The organism is Afifella sp. JA880 (assembly GCF_025379905.1).
GTDB classification, from domain to species: Bacteria; Pseudomonadota; Alphaproteobacteria; order Rhizobiales; family Afifellaceae; genus Afifella; species Afifella aestuarii.
The window spans coordinates 907,850-925,058 of sequence record NZ_JAOANH010000003.1; the positions used below are offsets into that span (position 1 = coordinate 907,850).

Consider the following 17,209-nt stretch of genomic DNA (forward strand, 5'->3'; position numbering starts at 1 on the left):
CGTACGCGAATCGTTCCATCAGCACAGGTAGAGATGCCTGCTGGACCGAAGCAAGCCCTCTGCCTCAGATATTAACGACCTCTTATCCCTGGTCCCCGATAATGCTTGCTTGGGCCGGGAGGAAGAAATGCAGAGTGCGGGCGAACCCCTGAAGATTTTGCATGTGCTGCGTGCGCCGGTCGGCGGCGTTTTTCGCCATGTCTGCGACCTGATCGAAATGCAGGCCGACCGCGGCCACCACGTTGGCATGATCTGCGATTCCACCACGGGAGGGGCGTTCGAAGCAGGCCTTCTGGCCGTTCTGGAGACCCGACTTGCCCTCGGTCTGAAGCGCACGCCGATGTGCCGCCCGATCCGGCCGGTCGATCTTGGCGCATTTCTGCGCGTGCGCGCCCACGCGGATTCGATTGCCCCGGACGTCATCCATGGTCACGGCGCCAAGGGTGGGGTTTTTAGCCGCCTGACCGCGGCGAGCGAGCGCCGTTCCGGCCGTGTGGTCGCGACATTCTATACGCTCCATGGCGGCAGCCTGAACTACGACCGCCACACGCTGGGGGGTCGTCTCTATTTCGGCGTGGAGCGGTCTTTGGAGCGGCTAACGGACTCCCTTATCCACGTTTCCGCTTTCGAGGCGGAAACCTACCGCGAGAAAGTGGGGGAGCCGCGTTGCCCCGCGCATGTCATCTACAATGGGCTGCGGCCGGGAGAATTCGAGCCGGTCGCGAAGGCCGACAATCCTGCGGACTTTCTGTTCCTCGGAGAATTGCGCCCGTTAAAGGGCGTCGGCGTGCTGTTGCGGGCGCTTGAGATCCTCAAGGCAGAAGGTGCCAGACTGAGCCTTTGCGTGGTTGGTGGAGGCAACAGCGAGCACATCGAAAGCTATCGGGCCTTTGCTGCGGAAAAGGATCTCGATGTGCGCTTCCATGCCCCGATGCCTGCCCGCCAGGCTTTGGCGCAGGCGCGCATGATCGTCGTGCCGTCTTTGGCGGAATCGCTGCCCTACGTGGTGTTGGAGGCCGCCGCCGCCGGCACGCCGATGATCGCCACGCGCGTCGGCGGTATTCCGGAAATTTTCTCAGGCGAGGAGGATCGTCTGATCGAGCCCGGTAACGAGAGAGCGCTCGCCTCCGCGCTCACAGCCGCGCTTGAAAACCCTCAGCGTCTTGTCGAGGAGGCGGCCGCAAGGCGGGCCTTCGTGCGCGAGCGCTTTTCCCTCTCCGGCATGGCAGAGGAGAATGAGGCCCTCTACCACGAGGCGCTTTCAAGGCGCCGTGGCGGGCCCTCTATGGATGCGACCTTGAACGCCGCCTGAGCCCGTTGCTTTCCGGCTCAGCCCGCCGTTTTTCGGCTCAGCCCGTTGGCGACGCTTCGACCTCGCTCAGAAATTCCGGTCCCTGTGAGACGATCGCCTCGTCCAGCTCACCGATGCGCTCGCGATTTTTCCCGTCATAGGGCAGCGAGAGAAGAACGGTGCGGATGAGATTGAGTCGCGCACGCCTCTTGTCGTTGGCGCGCACCACGTACCATGGGGCTTCCTGCGAATGCGTCGCGGCAAGCATCCGGTCGCGGGCGGCAGAGAAGGCCGGCCAGCGTTTGATCGCTTCCTTGTCGACCGGCGAGATCTTCCAGGATTTCAGCGGGTCGTGCCGGCGGTCGTGGAACCGCTTCAGCTGCATCTCGCGACCGATATTGAGCCAGAACTTGAAGAGGTGCACGCCGTCGCGCACCAGCATGCGCTCGAAATCCGGCGCCTCCCGCAGGAACACGGCGGCCTCGGTCTCGCTGCAAAAGCCCATCACGGGTTCGACGACGCCACGATTGTACCAGGAGCGGTCGAAGAGTACCATTTCGCCATTGCTCGGAAGCTCTTCCACATAGCGCTGGAAATACCATTGCCCGTGCTCGCGCTCCGTCGGCCTGGCGAGCGCCACGATGCGGGCGTGACGGGGGTTGAGATTTTCCCGCACGACCTTGATCGAGCCGCCTTTGCCGGCCGCGTCGCGCCCTTCGAACAACAGCACGATGCGCTGGTTCTCGTTTTGGGCCCAGGCAAGAACCTGCACGAGCTCGCGCTGCAGATCGCGCAGTTCGTTTTCGTACTTTGTGCGCTTGAGCTTCTTGGAATAAGGAAAGTTACCAGAGGTCAGCGCGTTCTCATGCACCCAGGCCGGCAGTTCGGGGGCATCGAGGTCGAAGGTGGAAAAGTCCTGATTGTTCATGTGCAGGTTGATTCTCTGACTCAGACTTGTCACGCAGCGAGTCTACAGAACGCTGAATGGCTTTACGAGAGCGGCAAAAGTGATTGAGGAGACGAACACGGAAAACAACCTGTCGGTGAATCCTGCCCGCCCGCTTGCGCGCCTCGCCGCGGCGCGTTTGCCGCTTCTGGCGACGGCGCTTGTGCTGGCCTTCGTGACCGTCAATTTCTCCGTGCCGGTCCTGTGGTCCGTTCTGGGATTTGTTTTCGTCCTCGTCGTCACGGCCGCAGCCCCTGCTCGCATGCGCTCTGAGCGGTTTTCGTCTGCGGCCGCCCACAGCCGCATCCTGTGGCCCGACACGGGGATGAAGGCCGTCGTCTCATCGCTGCCGCATCCCGCTTTCCTGCTCGATCAGCGCGGTATCACGCGCTTCTCCAACGAGGCAGCAACCGCTGCGTTCCCGCAGGCTCGTCCCGGCGACCCGCTTTCCATGAGCATTCGCACGCCGCGTCTTCGAGATGCGCTGGCCGCAGCCCAGGGTATGGTGACGAGCAGGTTCGAGTATCGCGAGCGCAGCGGGGCGGAGACCGTCTATGTGGTAACTGTTCAGCCGGTGCTGCATGCCGCTGCCGCGGCGCCTTTCATTCTCCTGCTTTTTGAGGATGTCACCGAGCGCCTGGCGACGGCCAGAATGCGCGCCGATTTCGTCGCCAATGCGAGCCACGAGCTGCGCACGCCGCTTGCGTCCCTCTCGGGCTTCATCGACACGCTCCAGGGGCCTGCCCGCAGCGATCCCCAAGCTCAGGACCGCTTTCTGGCCATCATGCGCGAACAGGCGGAGCGCATGCGCCGGCTTCTCGATGATCTTCTCTCCCTGTCGCGGCTTGAGATGCGGGTGCATCAACAACCGCGCGAGCACATCGATCTTGCACAGATCGCACGCCGCGTCGTCGACGGTCTGCGTCCGCTTGCCGAGCATCTGGAGGTGGAGGTGACGCTCGATGTTCCGGACGAGCCTGTCTTCGTCCTGGGTGATGCCGACGAGCTCCATCAGGTGTTGGAGAACCTGGCCGAGAACGGCCTCAAATATGGAGGCGCCGGCAAACGTCTCGACGTGAGATTGGCGCGGCAGAACCTGGACGGTGGAGCGGTCGTGCTGGCAAGCGTGCGCGACTGGGGGCCGGGGATTGCGCCGGAGCATCTGCCGCGTCTCACGGAGAGGTTCTACCGGGTCGATGTCGCCTCAAGCCGCGAGAAGCAGGGAACAGGCCTCGGCCTGGCCATCGTCAAGCATATCCTGACGCGCCATCGTGGCCGCCTCGATATCGACAGCGAGCAGGGCGCTGGTGCGACCTTCACCGTGCGCCTGCCGGCTGCTGATGCGCCGGCGGATCGCGCCGTGGCGGATGAGGCGCAGACGCCAGCGACGGCTGTTTGATCGCAGACGGGCCGGCTGCGCTGATCCCGCGATCTTCCTGAAACATTCGCATAAAAAGAAAGCGGAGCCGAAGCTCCGCAGTCTGTTACGCCAGTCTTCGGGAGAAAGCTGAACTCAGCCGTTCGCGGCCCGCTTCATGCGCCGCCGCGGATCGGATGTCTGATAGGCAACGCCCGCATGGTATTCGCAATAGGGCGAGCTCTCCAGGGAATCGCACCCGCAGAAATGGAAATCCTCGTCGCCCGGGTCGCCGATCGGCCATTTGCAGGTGCGCTCGGTCAATTTCTCGATCGTCAGGCGCCGTGAGATCGGCATGACGAGAGCGTGCACGGGCTGCAGTTCCGTTTCCTGCTCGACTTCCATTTCTACCTCTACCTCGGCCTGAAGGGCCGTGGCGCCGACGGTCACGGTCCGGTGCTGTTGCCGGACGGGAGCGGAATTGCGCGGTCGACGCGCCCGCTTGATCGTGGATGTCGGCTGGCCGCGTCCGGAAAGCCCGAGCCTGTGAATCTTGCCGATGACGGCATTGCGCGTGACGCCGCCGAGCTCTCCGGCAATCTGACTGGCGCTGAGGCCTTCCTGCCAGAGCTTTTTGAGAAGATCGACTCGTTCATCGGTCCAGGACATGGGCGTCTTGGCTCCTTGCTGCCGCGTTTGTGTCATTGGCGGAATCCGTCTGCGTCGCAGGGGCAAAAAACCTGCGCCAACGCAATAACTGGTAGGGGATCCGGTCCGCCACACGAGATGTCGTGTTTAACGATTTAGAAACTACCCGATCGGTCGACTCTTCGACAAGAGTCCCGCCGGCGATTTGATGTTTTTCCCCTGGATACGGCAAAAGTGAGTCCGCAATGCCACACAGGCATGCTCAAAAGCCGCGCATTGCGCGGTTCGCCGGCCTCATGATAAACGAAGCGCAGCCGCCGTAGGGCGGCTTTTCGCATTTCAACAACAAAATCTCACATATCGGATCGGACCACGCCCATGTCGGCCGCCTCTCCTCTGTCTTCTCCTTTGTATGCGACCTATGCCCGCGCTGAGCTCGCCTTCGAGCGCGGCGAGGGTGTCTGGCTGGAGACGACGTCGGGAGAGCGATATCTCGACCTGATGGGCGGCATCGCCGTCAACGCATTCGGTCATGCGCATCCCTATCTGGTCGAGGCTCTGAAGCGGCAGGCGGAAAAGCTCTGGCACGTCTCCAACATTTTCGAGATTCCGGGGCAGGTGGAACTCGGTCGTCGTCTCTGCGAGGCGAGTTTTGCCGATCGCGTCTTCTTTACGAATTCCGGCGGCGAGGCGATGGAATGTGCCATCAAGACGGTGAGGCGCTACCACCACGCCAAGGGCCAGCCGCAGAAGAACCGCATCATCACCTTCGAGGGCGCCTTCCATGGCCGCACGCTCGCCACGATCGCCGCTGGCGGTCAGGCGAAATATCTGGAAGGTTTCGCGCCCAACGTCGAAGGTTTCGACCAGGTCGCCTTTGCCGACCGTGACGCACTGAAAGCGGCGATCGGCCCGGAAACAGCCGGCATTCTCATCGAGCCGATCCAGGGCGAGGGTGGCATCCGCCCGGTACCGCACGAATTTCTGCGCTTCATCCGTGAGCTTTGCGACGAGCACGGCCTGTTGATGGTGCTGGACGAGATCCAGTGCGGCATGGGCCGGACGGGCCGCCTCTTTGCGCATGAATGGGCCGGCGTGACGCCGGACGTGATGGCAATCGCCAAGGCGATCGGCGGCGGCTTCCCGCTCGGCGCCTGCCTGGCGACACGCGAGGCGTCGGAAGCGATGGCCGTCGGCTCGCATGGCTCCACCTATGGCGGCAACCCTCTCGCCATGGCCGTCGGCAATGCGGTTCTCGATCTCGTTTTCCAAGATGGCTTCCTGACGGAGGTTTCCCGCAAGGGGCTCCTCCTAAAACAGAAGCTTGCGCGCCTCGTTGATGCCTATCCCGATCAGCTGAAAGATGTGCGCGGCGAGGGGCTGATGCTGGGTCTCGTCTGTGCGGGCGCACCTGCGGAAATGGTTGCCCGCCTGCGCAAACATGGCGTCCTCACCGTGGGTGCGGGCCACAATGTGGTGCGTGTCCTGCCGGCGCTGATCATCTCGGAGGCGGAGATGGATGAAGGCGTGAACCGTATCGAAGCTGCGCTGCGCGCCGCCGACAAGTCCGCTGCCGCGTAGGGAGAATAAAACATGAGCCTGCGTCACTTCCTCGACCTTGCCGACATTCCGTCCGACACGCTGCGGCTGATCCTTGACGACGGCAAGCAGCTGAAGGCTGCCCGCCGCTCCGGTCCCGTGGCCGAGCGGCCGCTCGAAGGCCGCATCCTTGCGATGATCTTCGAGCAGCCCTCGACGCGCACCCGCATTTCCTTCGACGTCGCCATGCGCCAGCTCGGCGGCGACGCCATGCTCCTGTCCGGCAAGGAGATGCAGCTTGGCCGCGGCGAGAGCGTGAGCGATACCGCCAAGGTGCTGTCGCGTTATGTCGATGCGATCATGATCCGCACACTCGACCATGACATGGTCGCAGCCCTTGCCGAGCATGCCACGGTTCCCGTTATCAATGGGCTGACCCGCCGCTCGCATCCGTGCCAGCTGATGGCCGACCTGATGACCTTCGAAGAGCACAGGGGCGCCCTCGAAGGCCGCAAATTCGCCTGGCTGGGCGATGCCAACAACGTCATGAATTCGTGGGTCCATGCGGCCGAGCGCTTCGGCTTTAGCCTCGATGTCGCAAGTCCGGCCGAGCTCGGCCCCGACCAGGCGATCCGCGACTGGGCGCAGGAGCATGGCGCGAAGGTGCGTTTTCTCGATGCGCCGGAAGAGGCCGCAGCCGAGGCCGACTGCCTGATCACCGACACCTGGGTTTCGATGGGCGACGACGAAGGGGGGCGGCGTCACAATCTCTTGAAGCCATACCAGGTGAACGACCGCATGATGGAATATGCGAAGAAAGACGCCATATTTATGCATTGCCTGCCCGCACATCGCGGCGAGGAGGTGACTGCCAGCGTGATCGACGGCCCCCAATCGGTCGTCTTCGATGAAGCGGAAAACCGCTTGCATGCGCAAAAGGCGATCCTTTCCTGGTGTCTTTCGGAGCCTTCGTGAACAAGACGACTGTCACACAGACTGAATCCCGCGCGGACGACCGCGCTCTGCCCTTTCAAGTCGATCCGCTGGACGTGCGTGGCCGCGTCGTCACGCTCGGACCGGCGATCGATGCCATTCTCGCGCGCCACGATCTGCCGAGACCCGTCAAGGTTCTTCTCGGCGAGGCCGTGGCGCTCGCCTCGCTGCTTGCCACCTCTTTGAAGGATACGGGCCGTTTCATCCTGCAAACGGAAACGGATGGTCCGGTCTCGATGCTCGTCGTCGATATCCGCACCCCGGGCGAGATCCGCGCCACGGCCACGTGCAACCGCGAGCGCGTGGAGGCGGTGACGGTTTCCGGCCGCGCTGCGAGCGGTGATCTCCTCGGCCGCGGCACGCTCGCCATGACGATCGAGCAGGGCAAGACCGGGCGTCGCTACCAGGGTTATGTCCCGTTGGAGAACGAGGGCCTGGAAGACGCGGCGCATTCCTATTTCCGTCAGTCGGAGCAGATCCCGACGCGCGTGCGCCTGGCCGTCGCCGAAATCGTCGATCGCGGCAGCGCCGGCGAGGCCCAGCAGGCCTGGCGCGCAGGCGGGTTGATCGCGCAGTTCTTGCCGGAATCGAGCGAGCGCATCAAAGTCCGCGATCTCCATCCGGGCGATACGCCGGACGATGCCGATATGGCCGATCTGCCGCTCGAGGACGACGCCTGGCTGGAAGCCGTGGCGCTCGTCGATACGGTGGAGGATCTCGAACTTATCGACCCGGCCGTTCCGGCCGAACGTCTTCTCGTGCGCCTCTTCCATGAACGTGGCGTGCGCGTCTTCGAGCCGACTGTTCTGCGCGATCATTGCACCTGTTCGCGCGAACGCATCGAGCAGGTGTTGGAGCAGCTTCCCGCCGATGAGCTGGAAGAGGCGGCAGTCGAAGGCGCAGTAGAGGTCCGCTGCGAGTTCTGCGGCAAAGAGTATCGATTCACGCCCGAAGAGCTGAATTCCGGCAAAGCCTGACCGATCGTTAAGTTGTCGGCCAAGTCGCCGCATGCCTTACCATTCAGCTGGTGTTCACCTGGAACCTCTAAGGTTTCGGGCTATCTGATGCCGTTGAATCGCAAAGGATGTTGCTCTGACCGACAAGGCCAAGACGCCGCTCCTGCTGGTCGATCCTCCTGCGCCGAAACAAGGCGCAGGAGAAGGCGAACTGCAGCCCGCCGCCCGGCCGGCTGAGGAGAAGAGCTCGCAATCTTCAAAGACGCGGCACAACACCGCGCATCCTCTCTGGCGTGGGCTCGTTCAGACCGTGCTCGTTTTCGTGGTGCTTGCTGCCGCGGTCGCTGGCATGCGCTACATGGCAGCCACGGCGCCCGAAGGGCCGAAGCGCCCGCCGAGCGAGCAGGTCTACACGGTCGAAACGCAGACGGTCGCGTTCGGCAGTCATCAGCCGGATTTTTCTGTCTTTGGCACGACCATCGCGGGCAAGACGGTCGAGCTGCGTGCTCTCGTCGCCGGCGAGATCGTATCCGTCTCCGACGATGTGGAAGTGGGGCGACGCGTGAAGGCGGGCGACACGCTCGTCACGCTCGATGATTTCCCCTATCGGGGCGCACTTACCGAAGCGCGGGCCAATTTTCGTGAGGCGGAAGCGACGCTCACCGAACGGCAGGCGAGCGTGCGCGCCGAAGAGGTTGCGGTGTCGCGCGCCAAAGAGCAGTTGGATCTCGCCCGCACGGATCTCGAACGAGCCCAGCAATTGCGTGCGCGCGGGACCGGAACACAGCAATCCCTCGATGAGCGGCAGCTGATCTTGAGCCAGCGTGCTCAGGCCCTCGAAGAACGGCAGAGCAATCTTGAGGTTGCCCGTGCGCGGCTGGAGCAGCAGCGCGCGGTGAACGATCGGCTGCGCTGGCGCGTCGAGGAGGCGGAGCGAAATCTCGCCGATACGGTCCTGAAAGCTCCCTTCGATGGCGTGGTCATGAGCGAAGCGGCCGGCCTTGGCCGCAAGGTGAGTGCCAGCGATCTTCTCGTGGAGCTCTACCGCGAAGGCTCCGTGGAAGCCCGTTTCGTGGTGAGCGATCGCCAGTTCGGCCGTCTTCTCTCGGATTCCGAAGGTGTCATCGGACGCGAGGTCGACATCACCTGGACGGTCGGCGGCAAGCCTCTCGTCTATAAGGGCACGATCGATCGCATCGGTGCGGAGGTCGTGGCCGACCGTGGCGGCGTGGAGCTTTTCGCCAACGTCAAAGACGGGCCGGAAGTCGATCTCCGCCCAGGCGCCTTCGTCGAAGTCTCCGTGCCCGACAGAACGTGGCAGAACGCCGTGCGGCTGCCGGAGACCGCGCTTTACGGCGGCAATGCCGTCTTCGTCGTCGAGGATGGGCGTCTTCAACGTCGCCCCGTCGATGTTGCCGCCTATGATGGGGCCGACGTCATCGTCACCTCCGGCCTGTCGGAGGGCGAGACGGTGATGACGACGCAGATCGCCGATGCCCGCGAAGGCATCAAGGTGGCGAAGCCCGGCGAGAACAAGCGCATCTCTCCAGCGGTGTCGATGGGGCACGGCTCGTGAGTGCGGTGCCGCCCGTTTCCTCGTCGAGCCCGCGGCGTGATGCCATCCCGATCGTGGAGCTTTTTGCGCGTCACGCCAATGCCGCGAACCTCTTGATGGTGCTGATGATCCTGTTTGGGATCTTCGCCCTTCTCAAGATCAACACGCAGTTCTTTCCCTCGCTCGAAACCGACACGATCTCCATTTCCGTCTCCTGGCCGGGGGCGAGCGCGGAGGACGTGGAATCCAATATTCTGGAGGTGATCGAGCCGGATGTGCGCTTCCTCGACGGCGTCGACGAGATGCGTTCCTATGCCCGCGAGGGGAGCGCCACGATCTCGCTCGAATTCGAAGACGGCGCCGACATGCAGAAGGCCTTGTCGGATGTCGAGGCGGCGGTGGCAGCGATCACCAACCTGCCCGAGGATGCGGAAGAGCCGGAAGTCTCCTTCAGACAATGGCGCGAAGCCGTCGCGAGATTGGCGGTCACCGGCCCTTATTCGGAGACGGCGCTGCGCGCGATCGCCAAGCGAATCCATGACGGGCTGATCGATGCCGGTATCGATTCCGTCACCTATACGGGTTTTCGCGATCGCGAATTGGTGGTGACCGCCGAAGAAGCGGAATTGCGTCGGCTCGGCCTGACCATCGGCGACGTCTCGACGGCGATCGCCGGCAACAGTCGCGACCTGCCGTCGGGCGAACTCGACGCCTCCATGTCGCGTCAGGTGCGTGCGCTCTCCGATGCCAAAGACCCGGCTGCGATCAAGGAGATCGAGGTCAAGGGCTTCGCTTCGGGCGAGAGGATCCGCGTCGGCGATTTCGCCGACGTCAACGAGCGCTTCGACCCGGACGACAAAGAAGGTTTGGCGCGCGGACAGCGAGCGATCGAGCTCTACGTCGAACGCTCCGCCAGCGCCGACACGCTCGCCAGCGCGCGGCTGATGAACGATTATCTGGAGCGTGTGCGGCCGACATTGCCGCCAGATGTCGAGATCCTGAAATACGACGTGAATGCCGATCAGGTGGCCGACAGGATCATGCTTCTGGTCCGCAACGGCCTCCAGGGCCTTATCCTCGTCATCATCATCCTGTTCGTCTTTTTGAACGGCAGCATCGCCTTCTGGGTCGCTGCCGGCATCCCCATCGCCATGATGACGACGCTCGGCGTGATGTACGTGACCGGGCAGACGCTCAACATGATGTCGCTCTTTGGGCTGATCATGATGCTGGGCGTCATCGTCGATGATGCGATCGTCGTGGGGGAGCACACTGCCACACGTTCGTCGAGGGGCGATGACGGGCTGACGGCGGCCATCCGCGGGGCTGGCCATATGATGACGCCGGTCTTCGCGGCGAGCCTGACGACGGTCGCAGCCTTTGCGCCACTCTTCCTCGTGCGCGGCGGCATCGGCCAGTTCATTCAGACCTTGCCGCTCGTCGTCATCGCGGTGATCCTCGCAAGCCTTATCGAGTGCTTTCTGGTTCTGCCCGGCCATCTCGCCCATTCGCTGACGCGGGTGCGTCATTACGGCTGGTCGATGTGGCGCTGGGTGTTTGCCTCGCTGTCGGTCGCGGCGACCGTCATCCTGGCGCTGCGGCCGGGCGCGGGCGAGCTTCTGGGACTGTCCTGGCTTTCCGCCCTCGGTGACTGGTTTTCCGAGCGCCCGTCCTCCTTGCAGCTTCTTCTCACCGTCGCCTTCGCCATGGCCGCCGGCGCGCTCATCGAGGCTCTGGTTGCGATGTTCTCGCATCGCCGCGAACGCAGCACACGCCGCCGCACAGCGCTGCGCCGTGGCCTCGACAACGGCTTCGAATGGGTGCGCAGCGGACCGTTCTTGCGGCTCGTCCGCTTCACTTATCATTGGCGCTACCTGACGGTGGCGCTCGCGGTTGCAAGCTTCATCTTCACGATCGGCCTTCTGCAGGGAGGGCGTGTCGCCTTCGTGTTCTTTCCGTCCCCGGAGGCGGAGACGATCCGCGGCCGCGTGGAATTCAATCCGGGCACGCCGCGCGAAGAGGTCGAGGAGACGGTCAGAAAGCTCGAATCCGCTCTCTGGCAGGCAAGCGACGAACTCTCTCCGGACAAGCCGCTGATCGTCGCCGCCTTCACCACCATCGGTTCGGCGGGGCGCTCAGAAGGCGACAATCTCGCCGAATTCCGGGTGCAGCTCGTCACCTCCGAGGAGCGCGATGTGCGCACGCCGACGATCGTGCGCGCCTGGCAGGAAAAAGCGCCGGACCTTGCCGGCATCAAGCGCTTTGCCGTTTACGAGATGCGCGGCGGGCCGCCGGGGCGCGACGTCGATATCCGCTTCCGCGGCGGCAATGCGGCCGATCTGAAGAAAGCCGCCGAGGAGGCGGCAGAGGTTCTCTCAGGCTTTCCGGGCGTTTCCGGCGTGGCCGACGACCTGCCCTACGGCAAGCCCGAACTCGTCATCCGCCTGACGCCGCGGGGCGCTGCTCTCGGCCTGACCAACGAAGACGTCGGCCGCCAGGTGCGCAATGGGCTGGAAGGCGCCGTTCCACGCCGCTTCGCCGATGGCGACGAAGAGGTGACGATCCGGGTCAAGCGCAAGTTGGACGGGGAGGGCACGGCCGCCTTGCGCGCTCTGCAATTGCGCACGCCGGCAGGCTTTTACGTGCCTCTTGAGGAAGTCGCGACCTTGAGCGAGCGACAGGGCTTTGCCTCAATCCAGCGTGTCGATGGCAAATCGAGCGTCGCGGTTACCGCCGATGTCGACCTCGCCGTTACCAATCCGGGTGCGGTTCTCGCCTCTCTGCGCCAGACCGGCGCAATCGACCGCATCGCCGCGCGCTATGGACTCGACACGGGCTTTTCCGGACGCGCGGAGGAGCGTGAGGACGCCTTCGCCGACCTGAAGCTCGGTGCGGTGATCGCTCTCGCCGTCATCTACATCCTGCTCGCCTGGGTGTTCGCCTCCTATCTGCGACCGATCGCGGTGATGCTCATCATTCCCTTCGGCTTCGTCGGCGCAACGCTCGGCCATTTGTTCATGGGTTTCGACCTCACCATCCTGTCGCTCTTCGGTCTGCTTGGACTGGCGGGCATCCTCGTCAACGATTCCATCATCCTCGTGGACCGGCTCGAGGAGCGCTTACGGGATGGGGACGACCTGGCCGAGGCCGCGATCGGAGCGAGCACGGACCGCCTTCGCGCGGTGCTTCTCACCTCGCTGACGACCATCGCCGGGCTTGCGCCGCTTTTGACGGAGACGAGCCTGCAGGCACAGTTCCTGCTGCCCATGGCGATCACCATGGTGTTCGGCCTGGGCTTTGCGACCGGGCTCGTGCTTTTCCTCGTGCCGGCGCTGATCGGTATTGGCGGGGATATCTCGCGCCTCTTCCGCTTTGCTGCGGGGCGGCGCGTCTCGGCTTTCGCGAGGTCTTGAGACAGCGCGCTCGTTCTTAATGAAGGAGCGCTTTTTGTCCCGGCAAGTCGAGCGAGAAAGCCGGGATTTCGACCGAGAAGCCGGAGCCTGTCTCGCTCACCATGTCGTAGCTGCCCACCATGATCCCTGAAGGCGTGCTGAGCGGACAACCGCTCGTATAGCGAAAAGTCTCGCCCGGCGGGATTTCGGGCTGCTCGCCCACGACGCCCGGCCCATGAACCTCTTCCGTGCGCCCGAGAGCATCGGTGATCTGCCAGTGCCGCCGCAAAAGCTGCACCCGCTCCTGGCCTTCATTGGTGATTTCGATCGTGTAGGCCCAGAAGAACCGCCCCGCCTCGCGATTGGATTCTTTTTCCAGAAACTCCGGCGCGACGGAGACGGTGATGTTGCGGGTGGTGGCGCGGTACATGGTCAATCCGATTCTCTGCGGCGCTTTTTGCGTGACGCGGTCACACAGCGCAAGCTCTTTGCGTCTCTGTGGCGGACGCCGTTAAGAATTTGTTTACCGTAAACCTCGTGCTAAAGTTGTGTCTCTGGCGGGCTTGAAGGGGGGCGAGCTTGCAAGGGGAAAATCCGGGTATCCGCCGCACAGGTGGCGGGTCGCGTCAGCCTGTGTCCGTTCCGCCGAGACGGGTGTTGCCGGCGGTCTCTCGCTCGCCGCGCGCTTCCTCGCTGCTTCCATCTCCTGCCGATTTGCAGCGCGCGAGCAGAGCGGCTCTGCCGGCCGATATCGCTTTCCTCGCCGAGCGCGGTCTCACGCCGAGAATGCTCGCTCTTGCGGCACAGCTCGCAAGACAGCGGGGAACCTCGGCCAGTCAGGAATTGATGGCCCTGCCGGGCTTTTCGCGCGCCCTCTACTGGCGGCTTCTTGCCGAGCATCTCGGTCTGCCTTTCATCGCCGAGGGCGATCCGGTGACACTCCTGCCTGAGGCCCTGCCGCCGGCTGCGGAAACCATCGCCAGGTCCAGGCGAATGCTCGTTGAAAAGGGCGCCGCACGCGTGCTCGTGCTCGCACCGGAGGGGCCGGCCCGGGTCGAGGAATTGCAGCGCCTTCTGATGCAGCGGCCGGAGGTCAAAGGCCGCTTTGCCATCGCCGATCCGGCGACGATCCAGGCGTGTCTTTTGGCGCGCAACGATGCCGGCCTCGCCTATTGCGCCGCGCACCGGCTGGCGCGCGCAAAGCCGCAACTCTCGGCGCTTCTCTGCAGCTCGCGCAAAGGGCGGCTCGCAATCGGCGCTGCGCCGCTCACCTTGATCGCTCTGATCCTCGTTTCACCCCTGCCTTTCGGCCGCATCGTTGCGATCCTCCTGAGCGCCTTCTTCTTCCTTTCCATGCTTCTCAAATCGGCCATTGCCTTCCTGCAGACGACGGAAAGGCCTGCCCGGCCTTTGAGCGATGCGGATTTGCCGAGTTACACGATCCTTGTGCCGCTCTACCGCGAGGCCGGGGTCGTACCCGACCTCATTTCCCATCTCGATTGCATCGATTATCCCTCCTCGAAGCTGCAATGCCTCCTGTTGATCGAGGCCGATGACGAAGAAACGCTTGCCGCCGCGAGGCGTCATGCGCGCCATCCGCGTTACCAGATCGTCGCCGTTCCACCGCAGGAGCCGCGCACAAAGCCGAAGGCTCTCGTCTACGGCCTGCCCTTCGCCACGGGGCGCCTCGTGGTCGTCTACGATGCGGAGGATCGCCCTGAACCTGACCAGCTTCGTAAGGCGGCGGCAGCCTTTGCGGAGGATCGGACGCTCGGTTGCGTGCAGGCGCGGCTTACCATCGACAATACCGAGAACGTCATCTCGAAGCTGTTTGCGCTCGAATATGCGGCCAATTTCGACGTCTTCCTGCCGGCCCTCGCGCATTGGCGCATGCCGCTCCCGCTCGGCGGCACATCCAATCATTTTCCGCTCGCCGTCCTGAAGAGGATCGGCGCCTGGGATCCCTTCAACGTCACCGAGGATGCCGACCTCGGAATCAGGCTCGCCCGCTACCATTATCGCAGTATCACGATCGCCTCGCGCACCTTCGAGGAAGCGCCGGTTTCGCGTTCGCAATGGATGGGGCAGCGCCGTCGTTGGGTGAAAGGCTGGATGCAGTCTCTCCTCGTCGCCATGTGGCCGGTGCAGGGGTCTGCGCCAGGTCTGACTGCGAGGGACCGCCTGGCGGTTCTGGCCATCCTGGGGATGGGGGTTGCCGGACTGCTGGCCTACGCGCCTGCCTGCCTTGTCGGGTTTCTTGCGGCGTTGGCCTTTCGCGGCATGCCGGAGCCGGACGGACTGCTCTCCTGGAGCCTTTTTGCAGCGAATTTCCTCAATGTGACAGTGCTCGTCCTGTCCTCGGCGACCATGGCCTTCCGCGGCCTGCGATCGATCGGACGGACCGACCTCGTGCCGATGATTGCGCTTCTGCCCTTTTATTGGATGGCGATGTCGCTTGCCTCCTGGCAGGCGTTCTTCCAGCTGCTGCGCCGCCCGTTTCTGTGGGAGAAGACGGCCCACGGGTTGTCCAAGACGCGCGGGATGAAGCCCGATGCCCAAAGTGGCGCGGCGAGGTGGCTCCGCACTTCACGGTTCAGAGCGTTGTGGCGCAAAAGGGCATGGTTTGGACCCCGGCGGCCCGGGCCTGCGATTTGCGGAACGACAGGCTGTGCGACCTCCAGCCGTCCTTCGCCTGCGGCTTCTTGATGCGAAGGAGCCGGGCCTTGAGGCGCAAGTTCTGTGGAGCGGTCTTTTCGCCTCCGGTTGAGCCTTAGGCGGCTTATGGTTAGAAAAGCCGTCCACCCTGGAAGCTGAGCTTCCGTTCCTCCAGAGGGCCGCTTTGTCTGCGGCCAGCATTCTTTGACGGTTTCTGTCGTTCGACTGTGACGTTCGTCAACGAAATTCGGCTCGCAGGCTCCGCCTGGCACTTTTGTTAGTCACCCCGCCAAAGTGTGATCTTCACCGATCGAGCCTCCGGCATAGGTTTTGCATCTGCGGCTTTGAACCCATGAGGATTTGAGAACAAGCATGGCACAACTCATCGATTCCAACCATCACGCCTCGCTGAGGGACTACGAGCGCATCGCGCATCTCAGCAACGATGTGCGCGACCTCCGCGACGAAGCTGAAATGCTCCTGCCGAAATTGCAGGGACGGCGTGTGTGGATGGTCAATTCGACGGCCCATGGGGGCGGCGTTGCGGAGCTTTTGCCGCCGTTGATCACCATGCTGCGCGAGCTCGGCGTCGACGCCAACTGGCTTGTCATGGAAAGCGACGAGGATGAGTTTTTCCGTCTGACCAAGCAGATCCACAATCTCATCCATGGAGCGGGAGACCCCGACCTCGGCAACGGCGCCCAGGCGCTTTACGAGAAGGTGAGCCATTCGGTTGCGGCCCGTCTCGCCGAATTTGTGAAGCCGAACGACGTTCTCGTCATCCACGATCCGCAGCCGCTTGCAGCCGGCGCGCTTCTGCGCGAGCGCATGGATCTTACCGCGATCTGGCGCTGTCATATCGGCCTCGACGAGGAGACGCCGGAAACCATCGCGGCCTGGGAGTTTCTCGAGCAATGGGCGGTGAAATACGACCACACCGTTTTCACCGCGCCGGAATATATCCCGCACTGCCTCGCCGGGCGGGCCAGCATCATCCACCCCTCCATCGATCCTTTGAGCAACAAGAACCGGGATCTTCCGGTGCACAAGCTTGCCGGCATTCTTGCCAATGGCGGTCTGATCACGGCGACTGGCCCGACGCTGACGCCGCCTTTCGAGGAGCGTGCCCAAAGGCTGCAGAGGAACGGAGAATGGGCTCCGGCGACCGAGCCTGAAGACCTCGGCCTTCTCTTCCGTCCCATTGTGACGCAGGTGTCGCGATGGGACCGTCTCAAGGGCTGGCTGCCGTTGATGCAGGGTTTTGTGAAAATGAAACAAGCCTTGAAGGCGAACACGCTGAGCGAGGAGGAGCGCCGACCGCTCGAACTGGCGCGCCTGGTGCTCGCCGGTCCCGATCCGGAATCGGTGACCGACGATCCGGAAGGTCTGGAGGCGCTGCAAGAGGTGATGGACACCTATCTCTCGCTCGATGCCGACCTGCAGGAGGCGATCGCGGTCATCTCCCTGCCGATGACCTCGCCCAAGAACAACGCGTTGATCGTCAACGCGCTGCAGCGCTGCTCCGATATCGTCGTGCAGAATTCGGTTCGGGAGGGTTTTGGCCTGACGGTGACGGAAGCGATGTGGAAGCGCGCGGCAATCGTCGGATCGCCTGCCGCAGGCCTGCGTCAGCAAATCCGGCCGGATCTCGATGGCCGCCTCGTGAAGGACGCCCACGACACCGACGACATCGCCCGCACGCTGACCGAGCTCTTGCTCGACCAGGAGCATCGCGACGCCTTTGGCCTGAGCGCGCAGCAGCGCGTCCACAATGAGTTCCTGGTCTTCGCGCATGTGCGCAATTGGCTGCGGGTTCTGGCGGAGACGCTTGACGGCCGAGCTGCCGCAGCCTGAACAGTCGGCTCCTGATCGGGAGC

General features: G+C 63.5%; 12 protein-coding genes. 9 read left to right on the forward strand and 3 right to left on the reverse strand.

Going from position 1 to position 17,209, the window contains the following annotated elements; translation table 11 throughout:
• Nucleotides 1-127 precede the first annotated feature (127 nt).
• A complete protein-coding gene (locus NYQ83_RS17265) occupies nucleotides 128-1,312 on the forward strand; it encodes a glycosyltransferase family 4 protein (RefSeq protein WP_261216099.1) in 1,185 nt (394 codons plus the stop codon).
• A gap of 37 nt (nucleotides 1,313-1,349) precedes the next feature.
• Here NYQ83_RS17265 and ppk2 read toward each other — a convergent pair whose 3' ends face one another.
• Entirely contained in the window at nucleotides 1,350-2,219 is an 870-nt protein-coding gene (ppk2, locus tag NYQ83_RS17270) for a polyphosphate kinase 2 (protein ID WP_261216100.1), read from the reverse strand.
• 79 nt (nucleotides 2,220-2,298) lie between these two features.
• Here ppk2 and NYQ83_RS17275 point away from each other — a divergent pair, with 79 nt between their 5' ends.
• Nucleotides 2,299-3,636 carry an ATP-binding protein gene (locus NYQ83_RS17275; protein WP_261216101.1) on the forward strand — a complete coding sequence of 446 codons (1,338 nt, stop codon included), beginning with the start codon at nucleotides 2,299-2,301 and terminating at the stop codon, nucleotides 3,634-3,636.
• A gap of 114 nt (nucleotides 3,637-3,750) precedes the next feature.
• On the opposite strand, the gene NYQ83_RS17280 is transcribed toward NYQ83_RS17275, so the two are convergent.
• The gene (locus NYQ83_RS17280; protein WP_128292092.1) at nucleotides 3,751-4,263 is read right to left on the reverse strand and encodes a GcrA family cell cycle regulator; all 513 of its coding nucleotides are present in this window, start codon (nucleotides 4,261-4,263) and stop codon (nucleotides 3,751-3,753) included.
• Between the two features lie 357 nt (nucleotides 4,264-4,620).
• Between NYQ83_RS17280 and NYQ83_RS17285 the strand changes: the two genes are divergently transcribed.
• From NYQ83_RS17285 to NYQ83_RS17305, 5 genes are all read left to right on the forward strand, one after another.
• Nucleotides 4,621-5,823 carry an aspartate aminotransferase family protein gene (locus NYQ83_RS17285; RefSeq protein WP_261216102.1) on the forward strand — a complete coding sequence of 401 codons (1,203 nt, stop codon included), beginning with the start codon at nucleotides 4,621-4,623 and terminating at the stop codon, nucleotides 5,821-5,823.
• A 12-nt stretch (nucleotides 5,824-5,835) separates the two neighbouring features.
• Entirely contained in the window at nucleotides 5,836-6,756 is a 921-nt protein-coding gene (gene argF / locus NYQ83_RS17290) for an ornithine carbamoyltransferase (protein ID WP_128292094.1), read from the forward strand.
• Complete coding sequence (locus NYQ83_RS17295; protein ID WP_261216104.1) at nucleotides 6,753-7,751, forward strand: Hsp33 family molecular chaperone; 999 nt, start codon at nucleotides 6,753-6,755, stop codon at nucleotides 7,749-7,751. The genes argF and NYQ83_RS17295 overlap by 4 nt, the downstream gene beginning before the upstream one ends.
• A 337-nt stretch (nucleotides 7,752-8,088) precedes the next feature.
• Complete coding sequence (locus NYQ83_RS17300) at nucleotides 8,089-9,306, forward strand: efflux RND transporter periplasmic adaptor subunit (protein WP_261216106.1); 1,218 nt, start codon at nucleotides 8,089-8,091, stop codon at nucleotides 9,304-9,306.
• Nucleotides 9,303-12,698, forward strand: a complete 3,396-nt coding sequence (locus NYQ83_RS17305; protein WP_261216108.1) for an efflux RND transporter permease subunit — start codon at nucleotides 9,303-9,305, stop codon at nucleotides 12,696-12,698. The genes NYQ83_RS17300 and NYQ83_RS17305 overlap by 4 nt, the downstream gene beginning before the upstream one ends.
• 16 nt (nucleotides 12,699-12,714) lie before the next feature.
• Here the strand turns inward: NYQ83_RS17305 and apaG are convergent, their stop codons facing one another.
• On the reverse strand, nucleotides 12,715-13,107 hold the full coding sequence (apaG, locus tag NYQ83_RS17310; RefSeq protein ID WP_128293230.1) for a Co2+/Mg2+ efflux protein ApaG: 393 nt from the start codon (nucleotides 13,105-13,107) through the stop codon (nucleotides 12,715-12,717).
• A gap of 227 nt (nucleotides 13,108-13,334) precedes the next feature.
• Here apaG and NYQ83_RS17315 point away from each other — a divergent pair, with 227 nt between their 5' ends.
• Nucleotides 13,335-15,383, forward strand: a complete 2,049-nt coding sequence (locus NYQ83_RS17315; protein ID WP_261216110.1) for a glycosyltransferase — start codon at nucleotides 13,335-13,337, stop codon at nucleotides 15,381-15,383.
• 321 nt (nucleotides 15,384-15,704) lie between these two features.
• Nucleotides 15,705-17,186 carry a glycosyltransferase gene (locus NYQ83_RS17320; protein ID WP_261216111.1) on the forward strand — a complete coding sequence of 494 codons (1,482 nt, stop codon included), beginning with the start codon at nucleotides 15,705-15,707 and terminating at the stop codon, nucleotides 17,184-17,186.
• Nucleotides 17,187-17,209: the final 23 nt, after the last annotated feature.

Excerpts from the sequence above, each read along its gene's own strand:
- NYQ83_RS17265 (WP_261216099.1), top strand. The coding sequence starts at position 128 with ATGCAGAGTGCGGGCGAACCCCTGAAGATTTTGCATGTGCTGCGTGCG.
- ppk2 (WP_261216100.1), bottom strand. The coding sequence starts at position 2,219 with ATGAACAATCAGGACTTTTCCACCTTCGACCTCGATGCCCCCGAACTG.
- NYQ83_RS17280 (WP_128292092.1), bottom strand. The coding sequence starts at position 4,263 with ATGTCCTGGACCGATGAACGAGTCGATCTTCTCAAAAAGCTCTGGCAG.
- NYQ83_RS17285 (WP_261216102.1), top strand. The coding sequence starts at position 4,621 with ATGTCGGCCGCCTCTCCTCTGTCTTCTCCTTTGTATGCGACCTATGCC.
- argF (WP_128292094.1), top strand. The coding sequence starts at position 5,836 with ATGAGCCTGCGTCACTTCCTCGACCTTGCCGACATTCCGTCCGACACG.
- NYQ83_RS17300 (WP_261216106.1), top strand. The coding sequence starts at position 8,089 with ATGGCAGCCACGGCGCCCGAAGGGCCGAAGCGCCCGCCGAGCGAGCAG.
- apaG (WP_128293230.1), bottom strand. The coding sequence starts at position 13,107 with ATGTACCGCGCCACCACCCGCAACATCACCGTCTCCGTCGCGCCGGAG.
- NYQ83_RS17320 (WP_261216111.1), top strand. The coding sequence starts at position 15,705 with ATGGCACAACTCATCGATTCCAACCATCACGCCTCGCTGAGGGACTAC.